The sequence below is a fragment of the Aquitalea sp. FG25 genome, assembly GCF_057809375.1.
In genome coordinates this window covers 344,727-357,963 of record NZ_JBMDJV010000001.1, presented here as the reverse complement: position 1 = coordinate 357,963, position 13,237 = coordinate 344,727, and the positions used below count along the sequence as shown (strand labels likewise).

General features: G+C 58.3%; 9 protein-coding genes. 4 read left to right on the top strand and 5 right to left on the bottom strand.

What is annotated here, in order from left to right:
* The first annotated feature begins 75 nt into the window (after positions 1-75).
* Positions 76-2,154 (top strand): putative bifunctional diguanylate cyclase/phosphodiesterase, encoded by a 2,079-nt coding sequence (locus ACODR9_RS01605; protein ID WP_488807254.1) that lies wholly within the window; start codon positions 76-78, stop codon positions 2,152-2,154.
* Here ACODR9_RS01605 and gloA2 read toward each other — a convergent pair.
* The 4 genes from gloA2 to ACODR9_RS01585 form a co-directional block, all read right to left on the bottom strand.
* The gene (gloA2, locus tag ACODR9_RS01600) at positions 2,143-2,550 is read right to left on the bottom strand and encodes an SMU1112c/YaeR family gloxylase I-like metalloprotein (protein WP_488807253.1); all 408 of its coding nucleotides are present in this window, start codon (positions 2,548-2,550) and stop codon (positions 2,143-2,145) included. The two genes, ACODR9_RS01605 and gloA2, sit on opposite strands and share 12 nt — an antisense overlap.
* A 253-nt stretch (positions 2,551-2,803) precedes the next feature.
* Positions 2,804-4,120 carry an MFS transporter gene (locus tag ACODR9_RS01595; protein ID WP_488807252.1) on the bottom strand — a complete coding sequence of 439 codons (1,317 nt, stop codon included), beginning with the start codon at positions 4,118-4,120 and terminating at the stop codon, positions 2,804-2,806.
* An 87-nt stretch (positions 4,121-4,207) separates the two neighbouring features.
* Positions 4,208-4,390 (bottom strand): cbb3-type cytochrome oxidase assembly protein CcoS, encoded by a 183-nt coding sequence (gene ccoS / locus ACODR9_RS01590; protein WP_488807251.1) that lies wholly within the window; start codon positions 4,388-4,390, stop codon positions 4,208-4,210.
* Positions 4,390-6,825, bottom strand: a complete 2,436-nt coding sequence (locus tag ACODR9_RS01585) for a heavy metal translocating P-type ATPase (protein WP_488807250.1) — start codon at positions 6,823-6,825, stop codon at positions 4,390-4,392. Before ACODR9_RS01585 ends, ccoS begins: the two co-directional genes overlap by 1 nt.
* A gap of 108 nt (positions 6,826-6,933) precedes the next feature.
* Between ACODR9_RS01585 and ACODR9_RS01580 the strand changes: the two genes are divergently transcribed.
* Complete coding sequence (locus ACODR9_RS01580; protein ID WP_488807249.1) at positions 6,934-7,920, top strand: NAD(P)H-quinone oxidoreductase; 987 nt, start codon at positions 6,934-6,936, stop codon at positions 7,918-7,920.
* Between the two features lie 179 nt (positions 7,921-8,099).
* On the opposite strand, the gene ACODR9_RS01575 is transcribed toward ACODR9_RS01580, so the two are convergent.
* Entirely contained in the window at positions 8,100-8,987 is an 888-nt protein-coding gene (locus ACODR9_RS01575; protein WP_488807248.1) for a hypothetical protein, read from the bottom strand.
* Positions 8,988-9,138: 151 nt separating this feature from the next.
* Here ACODR9_RS01575 and typA point away from each other — a divergent pair, with 151 nt between their 5' ends.
* Entirely contained in the window at positions 9,139-10,953 is a 1,815-nt protein-coding gene (gene typA, locus ACODR9_RS01570) for a translational GTPase TypA (RefSeq protein ID WP_488807247.1), read from the top strand.
* A gap of 445 nt (positions 10,954-11,398) precedes the next feature.
* Positions 11,399-12,976, top strand: coding sequence for an ABC transporter substrate-binding protein (locus ACODR9_RS01565; RefSeq protein WP_488807246.1), 1,578 nt, complete (start codon positions 11,399-11,401; stop codon positions 12,974-12,976).
* The last annotated feature ends 261 nt before the right edge of the window (positions 12,977-13,237 follow it).

The following is a 13,237-nucleotide window of genomic DNA, read 5'->3' as shown; positions in this document are numbered from 1 at the left end:
CGGCTGATGTATCCTGCGCACTATAAATAATGAAGTGCAGCACCTGACTGCAGCGCCGGAACCCCTGCCGACACTATGAATGATACCGACACTATCCTGGATGGATTGCTGCATGAAGCTGCACCACTACTACGCGGGCTGTGCAGCAATGCCCTGATCGGCGTGTACGTAATTCAGGATGACCAATTTGTTTTCGTCAACTCAAGGCTGGCAAATCTCTTCGGCTATACCCAGCAGGAACTGTGCGGTGGCATGGGGCCGCAGCAACTGACGGCACCGGACGATCGCGTTGTGGTGCGCGCAGAAATTGACCGCAGGTTGTCAGGCGTCAGTCAAAGCAGTCACTATGCCTTCCGTGGCATCCGCAAGGATGGTACACAGCTGGATGCTGAGGTGTTTGGCGTGAGCACCAGCTTTGGCGGCAGGGCCGCCATCATTGGCATGTTGCTGGATATTTCCGAGCGCAATGCTGCCGAACGCGCGGTCAAGGATCAGCTCCAGTTCATTTCCCGGCTGATCGATACCATTCCCAATCCGGTTTTTTACAAGGACGAGGCAGGCCGCTATATCGGCTGCAATATCGCCTTCGAGCAGTTCATCGGCAAGCAGCGCGAGCAGCTGGTGGGCATGTCCGTGTTCGATATGTCGCCACCGGACTTGGCGGAGCGCTACCACGCTGCCGATCAGAAACTGTTTGATGCGCGCGGCACCCAGGTGTACGAGGCTCAGGTGCAGTATGCCGATGGCGTGCGACGCGATGTCATGTTCTACAAAGCCACCTTTGACAAGGCCGATGGCAGCCTGGGCGGACTGGTGGGCTTGATTCTGGATATCAGCGAGCGCAAGCGCATGGAGCAGGCCATCTGGCGGGAAGCCAATTACGATGCGCTGACCGGGCTGCCCAATCTGCGCCTGCTACGCGACCGGTTGGCCGAGGAACTGGAGCGTTCCCGGCGCAAAAGCAGCATCCTGGCACTGTTGTTTATCGATCTGGACCGCTTCAAGGAAGTGAACGACACACTGGGTCATCATGTGGGCGACCAGTTGCTGATCCAGGCTGCCGAACGCATCAACGCCGTAGTGCGCAGTGGCGATACGGTGTCACGCCAGGGCGGCGACGAATTCGTCGTCATCCTGCCTGAAATCAGCGATGCGCAGTCCGCAGGACTGATCGCCAGCAAGATCATCCGCCTGCTGGGGCTGCCATTCCTGCTGGGCAGCAATCAGGTTTATGTATCGGCCAGCATCGGCATTGCCTTGTGTCCTGACGACAGTACCCAGCTGGAAACCCTGGTCAGCTTTGCCGATCAGGCCATGTATGCCGCCAAGGCAGGCGGGCGCAACTGCTTCAGTTACTTTACGCCCTCACTGCAAGAGGAAGCCCTGCGCAGGCAGCGTGTGGGTAACCGCTTGCGCCAGGCACTGGCCGGCAATCAGCTCGAAGCCTGGTTTCAGCCCATTGTCGAGGTGGCCAGTGGACGTGTGGTCAAGGCCGAAGCCCTGCTGCGCTGGCAGCACCCGGAACTCGGCATCATCATGCCGGGTGAGTTTATTGCCGTGGCCGAAGAAATCGGCATGATTGGCGATATCGGCAACCTGGTGTTCCAGCAGACGCTGGACATGCTGGAGCAATGGCCGGACGGGCAGGCCAGCGTCAATATCTCTCCCCGGCAGTTTATCAGCGGTGACTGTCGCCACTGGCCGCATGAGCTGCAGGAGCGCAAGTTGCCAGCATCCTGTCTGGCCGTGGAAATCACCGAGGGCATGCTGCTGGACGAGCGACCGCTGGTAGTGAACACTCTGTTGGGTTTTCATCAGGCGGGGGTGGAAGTCAGCATCGATGACTTCGGCACAGGCTACTCGGCCATGTCCTATCTGAAAAAATTCAATATCGACTACCTGAAGATAGACCGCAGCTTCGTCCAGGGCCTGGCCACAGACAACACCGATCGGGCCATTGCCGAAGCCATCATTGCCATGGCGCACAAGCTGGGCATGCGGGTGATTGCCGAAGGCGTGGAGACGGACGCACAACTGGGTTTGCTGCGCGAGGCCGGCTGCGATTATGTGCAAGGCTACCTACTGGCTCGCCCCATGCCCCGTCAGGCGTTTCTTGCCTTTCTGCAGCAGCAGGCGGCCAATTCAGCGCATTGACTCGTAAAACTCGATCGGCAACTGATCCGGATCCTGGCAGAAGAAAAAGCGCTTGCCAGTCACTTCATCCAGCCTGATTTCCTCGCAGCTTACCTTCTCACTCAACAACGCCGCGCGCAAAGACGCAAGACAATCACTCGCCAGTGCCAGATGGCGCAAACCGCATGCTTCCGGCCTGCTTGGTCGTGACGGCGGGGCTGGAAAGCTGAACAGTTCCAACTGGCAGCCATCCGGCAGTGCCAGATTCAGCTTCCATGATGCCCGCTCTGCGCGCCACGTTTCACTCACAATCGGCAGACCGAGAATGCGATGGTAGAAATCGCGCGAGCGGGTGTAGTCAGCGGCGATGATGGCTACGTGGTGAATGCCAAGAATAGGGAGCGGAGGATTGTGCATGTCGATAGGTAATTTATATCAAGCACAAAATATCAATCAATTGGACGAATGAGGCAGCTGCCGCCAGAATGGCAGCACTGACTGACACTCAGTGCCCACGGAAGCAGATCCGGCCCCGGATTTGCCTCCACCGTTAGCATGGTTCTGCGCAAGCGGTCCCTTGCTGGCGACCCTCCCGCTTTCGGCGGTTTCGGGCCTTGACGCCGCCGAATGCTCTTGGGGCCGATGCCACTTAGGTGGCGTCGGTCTTTTTTTATGCCTTATCCGTCAATGCAGCCTTCAGCCAACTGCTGCGCTGCTGCCAGATGACGGGTGCCTGCCATAGCAGGTGCACCGTGGCCAGAATATTCAGCAGGGCAGTACCCAGCAATAGATAGGCAATGCTGCCAAACTGCTTGAGCACCACTACGCTGGCCAGTGCTGCCGCCACCATGTAAAAGCCATTGATGATGTTGTTGGCGGCAATGGCTTGCGAACGGAAGCTGTCCGGGCTGGAAACCTGCAGCCAGGTATACAGCGGCACGGTAAAGAAGCCGCCAAAGAAACCCAGCAGGGCAACATCCAGCATGTGACGCCAACTGGCGGCCTGCGCAACAAACTCGCCCAGCGACATCAGCGCGCCCTGATAGTGCTGCATTGCGCCCAAGGCCAGATCGCCACCGAAGAGCGTCATGCCGCCGCTGCCCAGCAGTACCAGCCCCAGTTGCAGGCGGCCATGAGACAGCTTGGCGCAAATGACAGACCCCAAACCGATGCCGATGGAAAACAAGGCCAGCATCACGGTATACACCTGTGCATCCCCACCCAGATGCAGACGGGTAAAGGTGGGCAGCTGCGTGGTATATACCGCGCCCATCAGCCAAAACCAGGAAATCCCCAGAATGGCGCTGCGCACATCGCGAATGCGCCAGGCCTCGCCAACCAGCCGTATCGAGTCGCCAACAAAGTTAAAGGACAGCTTGAGGTGTGGTGCGCCGGGTGGGGCCGGCGGCATGCTGCGGCTGGATAGCCAGCCGCCAACAGCCGTGACCAGCAATAGCGTAACAATCAGCCAAGGGCCGCCCTGTGTCATCAGGCTGCCGATGATCTGGCCAATCAGGATGGCCAGAAAGGTTCCCATTTCAATCATCCCGTTGCCGCCCACCAGCTCATGTTCCTTCAGGTATTGCGGCAGCACCGCGTACTTGAGCGGGCCAAAAAAGGCTGAGTGGCAACCCATCAGAAACAGTGCAGCCATCAGCAAGCCGGCAGCATGCAAGGCAAAACCGGCACCCGCCAACAGCATGATGGCAATCTCGGCCAGCTTCACGCCTCGGGCGATGACGGCCTTGTCGTAGCGCTCGGACAGCTTGCCGGCAGTGGCGGAAAACAGGAAAAACGGCAGGATGAACACGCCGGCCGCCATGTTGACCAGCAGCTCCGGCGACATGCCATTCAGGGTAAGTCCGTGATAGCTGATCAGCACCACGATGGCTGTTTTCAGCAGATTGTCATTGAAGGCGCCAAGAAACTGCGTGCCAAACAAGGGCAGAAAGCGGCGAGAGCCAAAGAAACTGAAGTCTGTTTTCACGGTGGGTCAGCACTGAGTGTGGGGTAGGGCATGCTAGCCTATTCGCCCAAGCCTGTCAGCCCGGATCCATCCCCGCACCAAGCGGGCTTAGCGCTCTTCGCTGGCTTTGGTCGGTTTGTCTTCTGCCGGACGATCGTCGTCCATCAGAATGCGGTGTGCCGGGCCTTCCATATCATCGAACTGGCCAGAACGGGTGGCCCACCAGAACACCACCGCGATGACGAAGGCCAGCACAATGCTGAGCGGAATAAGCAGGTAAAGACTTTCCATCAGGATTTCCGTTTGACGAGTCGCAGGGCATTGCTCACCACGATGAGCGAACTGGCAGCCATGCCAAGACTGGCCAGCCAGGGGGTCAGATGACCGCTCATGGCCAGTGGCAGGGCCAGCAGATTATACCCGGTGGCCCACCACAAGTTCTGCCTGATTATGCCCAGTGCCTTTTTGGAAAGCGCCAGCGCCTGCGGAATCAGCGCCAGTTGATCGCCCATCAGCACCATATCGCCGCTGGCCCGCGCCACATCGGTACCGCCACCCATGGCCAGAGACACGTCGGCACGCGCCAGTACCGGAGCATCATTGATACCGTCGCCCACCATCAGCACCCGTTTGCCATGCTGTTGTAGTTGGCCGACAAAATCCAGCTTGTCCTCTGGCGTGGCGCGGGCATGCCAATCGGCAATCCCCAGGCTGTCGGCCAGGCTTTGCACCGCACCGGCACCATCACCGCTAAGCAAATGCACATGAATGCCGCGCAGCTGCAGCTGCTTGACCATGTCCGCAGCATCCGCCCGTACCGTATCGCCAATGGCAAAGGCTGCCTGGGCTGCTTGTCGATTAGCCAGCACCACCAATGTGCAGTCTGCATGCCAGTCGGCAGGTAGCGTCATTGCAACGGTGAGCCATTGATTGATGAATTCCGGCGAGCCCAGTCGCCATATCTCGCCATCAATCTCGCCCTCCACCCCCTGGCCGGCAATGCTGACCAGCCGGGTGCTTGCCAGGACGGGCAGTTCGGCTGCTGCCAGGCGAATGGCTTGTGCCAGCGGATGTTCCGATGCCTGCTCCAGTGCCGCAGCAATGGCCAGAGACTGCGCGGCAGACTGCGAACCCAGCTGCAGCTGTTCACGCAGACGCATGTCGCCGTGCGTCAGGGTGCCGGTTTTGTCGAATACAACATCACCCACCCGGGCCAGGGTTTCCAGGGCATGGCCTCGGGTGGTGAGCAAGCCCAGTGCAGCCAGATGGCCGGTGGCGGCAGTCAGGGCCGCCGGGGTGGCCAATGACAGCGCGCAGGGGCAGGACACCACCAGCACCGCCACCATAATCCACAGCGCACGGGCCGGTTCGATGAAGTGCCATGCCAGATAGCTGCCCGCAGCCGCCAATAGCAGCAAGGCAACAAACCAGCTGGCAAAGCGATCGGCAGCCACGGCAAGGCGCGGCTTTTCCGCCAGTGCCTTGTCCAGCAGGCGGACAATACCGGCCAGCCGGGTTTGCTGGCCGGTCTGGCTGATCTGTATATAGAGTGGGCTGCTGGTATTGACGCTGCCGGCAATCACGCTGTCACCAGCCGCTTTGCTGATGGGCCGGCTTTCGCCGCTGATCAGCGCTTCATTGGCAGCACTATTGCCGTCCAACACCACGCCGTCGCCAGGAATGGTTTCGCCAGGCTTTACCAAAATCACATCGCCCGGATTGAGCATGGCGACGGTAGTTTCTTCAGTGGTGCGGCTGTCTGGCCAGTTGGCGGCGCGGTGGGCAAACGCCGGAATCAGCTTGACCAGGCTCTCGGTGGCCTCGCCAGCCTTGCGCCGGGCAATGCCTTCCAGATAGCGGCCACCCAGCAGCAGAAAGACAAACATCGATACCGAGTCAAAATAGACGCCGTGCGGAATCTTGTTGATCAGCGCCCATAAACTGGCAAAGAACGCCGTGAAAATGCCGATGGTGACCGGGGTGTCCATGCCGACGCGACCGGTTTTCAGGTCGCGCCAGGTGTTCTGGTAAAAGGGGACGGCGGAATACAGCATCACCGGCAGGGTGAGAATCAGGCTGGCCCAATGCAGCAGCCACAGGAAGTCCGGGTCGATATCCCCATCCGGTGCCAGATACACCGGCACCGCATACATCATCACCTGCATCATCGACAGCCCGGCCGCCCACAAACGGCTGATGGCCTGCTTGCGCTGCTTTTGCGCCAGCGCTTCCTGCCGTTCGGCATCGTAAGGGTGGGCGCGATAGCCAATGGCGGCGATGGCTTCCAGAATCTGCGACAGCCGGATGCGGCTGCTATCCCAGCAAACCCGTGCCCGGTGGCTGGTATAGTTGATATCCACCGACAGCACGCCCGGCAGTTGGCGGATATGCTGCTCGTTAAGCCAGACACAGGCCGCGCAAGTGATGCCTTCCAGAATCAGTGCAGCCTCGCGGCTGTTTTCGTCGCGCTGATGGACAAAGCTTTTTTGCAACTCTTCCGAGTCATACAGCCTGATCTGCTGCAAAATATCAGCCGGCAGCGCCTCGGCCTGTCGCGCCCCCTGGGTGCGGTGGGCGTAATACTCGGACAAGCCGGAATCGATGATGGTTTGGGCTACTGCCTGACAGCCTGCGCAGCAGGTGGCCTCGGTCTTGTCACGGTAACGCACCGGAAAGTCGACGGTTTCAGGAACGGGCAGGCCGCAGTGGAAGCAGTTATCAGTCATGGCGCGCCATTGTAAACAATACTCGACTGCATTGCTTGATCTGGCTCAGTTTCATGCAGTGCAAATTCCGTCGCCAAGCAGGCGGCACAAGGAAAGGCAAGCAATATCATGCAGGCAATCTTGCAAGATGCACCAGGTGGTGCCGATACGCTTTATGTTGGAGAGGCGGCCATGCCACAGCGGCAGGCCGGTCAGTTGCTGGTGCAGGTGATGGCAGCGGGCATCAATCGGGCGGATATCATTCAGCGTGATGGTCATTATCCGCCACCACCCGGTGCCAGCACCGTACTGGGCCTGGAAGTGGCTGGCGTCGTGATGGAGGCTGATGCAAATAGCCGATTCCAGCAGGGTGATGCTGTGTTTGGCCTGGTGGCTGGTGGCGCTTATGCTGAATTCGCGCTCCTGGACGAGGCCCTGGCCATTGCCAAGCCAGACAGTCTGTCGTGGGTGGAAGCCGCCAGTCTGCCGGAAGCCTGGATGACGGCGTGGTTGAATCTGGTGCAGGTCGGCAAGGTAAAGGCGGGTGACAATGTGCTGATTCACGCTGGCGCCAGTGGCGTGGGGGGCTGCGCCATTCAACTGGCAAGGCTATTGGGGGCGCATCCGTTTGCCAGTGCCGGTAGCGCGGACAAGTTGCAATTCTGCCGCGAGATGGGGGCAGAGCAAGTGTTCAATTACAAGGAAACCCCTGCCTTTGCCCGCATGATCAAGGACTGGGGCGGGGTGGATATGATTCTGGACCCGGTTGGCGCGTCTTATCTGGCGGAGAATATTGCCAGCCTGAAGCAGGATGGCCGGCTGGTGAATATCGGCATCATGGGCGGCGGCAAGGCCGAACTCAATCTGGGGTTGGTGCTGATGAAGCGCCTGTCGATTATCGGCTCCACCTTGCGTTCCCAGCCGCTAAGCGCCAAAGCCCCGCTGGCGCAAGCGCTGGCCGATTGCATTCTGCCGGCCATTCTGGATGGATCATTGAAAACCACGGTAGATAGTTGCTTCCCGTGGCAACAGGCGGCGGATGCGCATGCTTATATGGAGTCCAATGCCAACCTGGGCAAGGTGGTGCTGACTTTCATTCCTGTCATGACGGCGTAATCTGCCCGCCCTAATGTGTGCGGGTGGGAGGTGTTGCACCTCTGACTGGTATGGATGGGATTCGGGACGATGCGGCTATCGTCCCCTTTTTTTGTCCGGCCGATTTTCACCCAGATGGCCGGGCCATGAAAAAGCCCGCCGGTGATGGGGCGGGCTGCAGCGCTCATCTACTCGTCTGCTTATTCGGCGGCAGGCTTGCTTTGCAGTGGAGACAAGGCCTCGATCAAGGCAACTTCCTGCGCGTAGGACAGAGCCTTCATCTTGTGCAGCAAAGCCTCTCCATCCAGCTTGAAGTGTTGATCCAGCTCTTCGTCAATCATGCAGGCCTCTACCGCCAGCCATACACCACGGCAGGAGGCGGCCTCCTCAAAGCGCACGTTTTGCAGCACATGGGCAATCAGCTGCAATTCGGCATCGGAAAACTGGCGTGATAGCACAGCCTGTTCGCGGCGCACGATTTCGGCGTAACGGTCGCACATCTGCTGCACCCGGGCTTCGTCACCGTAATGATGAGCCTCCACCTCGCCAGTATGCGATGTGTGATCAAACCAGGCATCAATCAGCGGGCGCAGGCTGGGCAAATCTTCTTCCCATATCCGATGCAGCTCGTCGCGGAAGCGGGCGTTATCGGTGAAGGACAATTCATCAAACGGCATGGCGGGCATCACCTGCTCGTCCAGGGTGCGATTACCCACCCAGATGCGGCCTTCCTCGTCACGGCTCACTGCGCCGCGCCACACCGATTGCTCTTCGGTGGCCAGGTTGTCGACATGGATTTCTACATAGGGCAGGGCGGGCTCTTGCAAACCCTCATCCTCAGTCACCAGACGCAGGGTAATGTCGAACATGCCGTGCTTGAACACTTCCAGCAACTGCAAGCCATCATCGTGACCCGCCAGGATGAACTTGTCTGCAGTCTCGTAGACGGCCACGTCGGTGGGGTGCTGCGCTGGCTTCATCAGCTTGGCCGACAGTTCGTCAGCCAGCAGATTGGCGTCGTTATGATGCACGGCAAAGCCGGTGCGATAGCCTTCATGTTCATGCCACAGGGCGTCCCAGTCATACATGGTCGACTCCTCGAGAATCAGTGTTTGCGTGGATTTCGGCGCGCAGTGTAACCAAATCATCATGCCTTGTCGCGATAATGCTTTGGGTTAAGCCCGTGCTACGTGATAGAATCGTACGATTTTTCCGCTTCAACCGACCGAATTCCGAAACATGACACGACAGATTCGTAATATTGCCATTATTGCCCACGTGGACCATGGCAAAACCACCCTCGTTGACCAGTTGCTGCGCCAGTCCGGCACCTTCCGCGAGAACCAGCAGGTAGATGAACGCGTAATGGACAGCAACGATCTTGAAAAAGAGCGTGGCATTACCATTCTGGCCAAGAACACCGCCATCGAATACGAAGGCGTGCATATCAACATCGTGGACACCCCGGGACACGCCGACTTCGGCGGTGAAGTGGAACGTGTACTGGGCATGGTAGACGGCGTACTGCTGCTGGTGGATGCCGTTGAAGGCCCGATGCCGCAAACCCGTTTCGTAACCAAGAAAGCCCTGGCTCTGGGCCTGCGTCCGATCGTGGTGATCAACAAGGTAGACCGTCCGGGCGCACGTCCGGACTGGGTGGTAGACCAAACTTTCGATCTGTTCGACAAACTGGGCGCCACCGACGAGCAGCTGGACTTCCCCATCATCTACGCTTCCGGCCTGAATGGCTTTGCCAAGCTGGAACTGGATCAGGAATCCGACAATATGCGTCCGCTGTTCGAGACCGTGCTCAAGCACGTTCCGACCCCGCCGGGCGATCCGGAAGCGCCGCTGCAACTGCAAGTTTCCGCACTGGACTACTCCACCTACACCGGCCGTCTGGGTGTTGGCCGTGTACTGAATGGCCGCATCAAGCCGGGTCAGCAAGTTGTGGTGATGAACCACGAAGTGCAAGTAGCCTCTGGCCGTATCAACCAGGTGCTGGGTTACCAGGGCCTGGAACGCGTACCGGTTGAAGAAGCCGAAGCCGGCGACATCATCATCATTTCCGGCCTGGACGATATCGGTATCGGCGTCACCATCTGTGACAAGGAACAACCGGTTGGCCTGCCGATGGTGGCAGTGGATGAACCGACCCTGACCATGGACTTCATGGTGAACTCCTCGCCGCTGGCCGGCACCGAAGGCAAGTTCGTTACCAGCCGTCAGATTCGTGACCGCCTGACCAAGGAACTGCTGACCAACGTGGCGCTGCGTGTTGAAGAAACCGAAGACTCCGACGTGTTCCGCGTATCCGGTCGTGGCGAACTGCACCTGACCATCCTGCTGGAAAGCATGCGTCGTGAAGGCTTCGAAATGGCCGTAGCCAAGCCGCGCGTGGTGTACAAGGAAATCAACGGCGAAAAATGCGAGCCGTACGAAAACCTGTCCATCGACCTGGAAGATGATCACCAGGGCGGCATCATGGAAGAAATCGGTCGTCGCCGTGGCGAACTGACCAATATGGAATCCGATGGCCTGGGTCGTACCCGCCTGGAATACCATATTCCGGCACGTGGCCTGATCGGCTTCCAGTCCGACTTCATGACCATGACCCGTGGTACCGGCCTGATGAGCCACGTATTTGACGACTACGGCCCGGTTAAGCCGGATATGCCGGGTCGCCACAATGGCGTGCTGGTTTCGCAAGAAAACGGTGAAGCCGTTGCCTACGCACTGTGGAAGCTGGAAGATCGCGGCCGCATGTTCGTTTCCCCGGGCGACAAGCTGTATGAAGGCATGATCATCGGCATTCACAGCCGCGACAACGACCTGGTGGTTAACCCGGTCAAGGGCAAGCAGCTGACCAACGTGCGCGCTTCCGGTACTGACGAAGCCGTACGCCTGACTACCCCGATGAAGATGACGCTGGAATCCGCCGTGGAATTCATCGACGATGACGAGCTGGTGGAAATCACGCCCAAGTCCATTCGTATCCGCAAGCGTTACCTGCAAGAGAACGAACGTCGCAAGATGAACAAGCAAGCTTCCTGATCTTTCAGCGGAGTGACAAAAGGCAGCCAATGGCTGCCTTTTTTTTGTGGGCACTTGCTATATATAAGCAAATATTATGTTGACTAGGAATTATTTGATAGATATAAATACAAATGCGAGGTTTCCCGCCTCGCATCTATCCCCGCTAAACGTTTAATCCCGGTTCCCGCCGGGATTTTTTTTGTCTGCGAAGAAGATAATCTTGCCGGGAAGTAAAGGATTTGCCTTGCAGGCGCCTGCGGCAAACTCAAGATCAGCCGGGTAAATTCAGGAAATGACCGACGCCACTACAGGATCAAAGCAGGCCGCGCCGACGATATCATTGCTTTTTATCAGACAAATACGGCCACGGCAAGCTGGATAGTGCAACTTGCCCTATGATCATGCTCTGCCACCCTTGTTGTACTGTCGGCCTTGTTCGTGCAATGTCGCCCGGAGAATAAAAATGAAACCAACCCGTCTTTTGCTTGCGGCCATGCTGGCCAGCGTGTCGCTATCCTGCCTTGCCGCACGACCCTTGGTTTTCTGTGCCGAAACGGCACCAGAGGGCTTTGATCCTGCATTGTGGGACAGTGCCAGCACCTACAACGTCACACGCCAGATATTCCAGGGCCTGGTGGCCTTCAAGCGTGGCGGCACGGATATTGTGCCGTCCCTGGCCAGCAAGTGGGAGTCATCCCCCGACGGGCTGAGTTACACCTTTCATTTACGCAAGGGTGTCAGTTTCCAGAGTACTGACTATTTCAAGCCGAGCCGGCAGTTCAATGCCGATGATGTGATGTTCACCGTCAAGCGCTGGATTGATCCTGACACCCCATTCAACCGGGCATTCAAGACCCAGTTGCTAGGGCCGGCCAATTCCGGCCTGGCCCAGTCGGTGCAAGGGATTGAAAAGCTGGATCCCTACACGGTCAGAATCCACCTGAAAGAACGCAATGCCACTTTCCTGACCTTCCTGGCCATGGGCTTTGCCGGCATGCAGTCGGCTGAGTATGCCAACCAACTTCTGCAGCAGCACCGGCCATCCGACATCAATCAGTTCCCGGTCGGAACCGGGCCTTATCAGTTCAAGAGTTATGCCAAGGATTCGGCTGTGCGCTTTGTCGCCAACCCATCGTACTGGGGGCGTCCACAGCAAACGCGCAGCCTGATCTTTGCCATCGTGACGGATCCGCAGGTGCGCATCCAGAAGCTCAAAGGCAATGAATGCCAGCTGGCAGCTGCCGTGCGCGAAGCGGATCTGGACGGATTGCAGGCTGATCCCGCGCTAAAAGTAAGCAGCACCGGTGCCATGAACATTTCCTACCTGGCGTTCAATCTGAAACGCCCGCAGCTGGCAAATCGGGATGTCCGCACTGCACTGGACATTGCCATCGATCGCGATACCTTGTTCAAGGCGATGTTTCCCAAGGGCGGGGCCATCCAGGCCATCAACCCCTTTCCGCCTACGGTTTGGGGCTGGAATGGTCGCAACCGCAATGAATACAATCCCGCACGGGCACGGCAGTTGCTGGCAAAAGCGGGCTACCCCAAAGGCTTCGACATTGTCTTGTGGGCATTGCCTGTGCAACGGCCAACCAACCCCAATGGCAAGTTGATGGCGCAGATGATTCAGCAGGACTGGGCAAAAATTGGCGTCAAGGCCACCATACAAAGCTATGAGTGGGGCGAGTATCTGCGCCGGGCGGGGCAGGGTGAGCACGATGTTTACATGAGCGGCGTCACCAGTGACTCAGGGGATCCGGATGACTTTCTGTCTACCTCCCTGTCTTGCGCAGTCAGCAAGCAGGGGCAGCGCTTCTGCAACCTCGGCTTTGACCAGCTACTGCTAAAAGCCCGTCAGACCAGCGATCGCAAGCAGCGGGCCGCTTACTACATGCAGGCCCAGGAAATCTTCAAGCGCGAACGGCCGTGGATCACCATTGCACATTCGCGGATTTATATTCCGATGCGCAAGGAGGTGCAGGGCTTTGTCATGAATCCAAATGGATCGTTTGCCTTTGAGGATGTTTACCTGAAGTAGCCAGCCAGCCTGGCGTTGCCATAAAAGAACAAGGCCGCTGCAGCGGCCTTGTGAGTACTCCCCGTTAACATCTGTTTCTTGCTTGTTATTGTATTTCCGGCCTCACGCATTCCAGGCTAGGTCCCACCCAAAGCCTGGCGCGCTTGGTCCGACACTGCCCCCTGCTTGCTCCCGTCTATAAGCACCTTCCCCGATGCTGTTCTTGCTATGGCGCGCGCTCCTCAACGCTTGTGCGCTTGTGCAGCCGGATTGTGGTGGCCT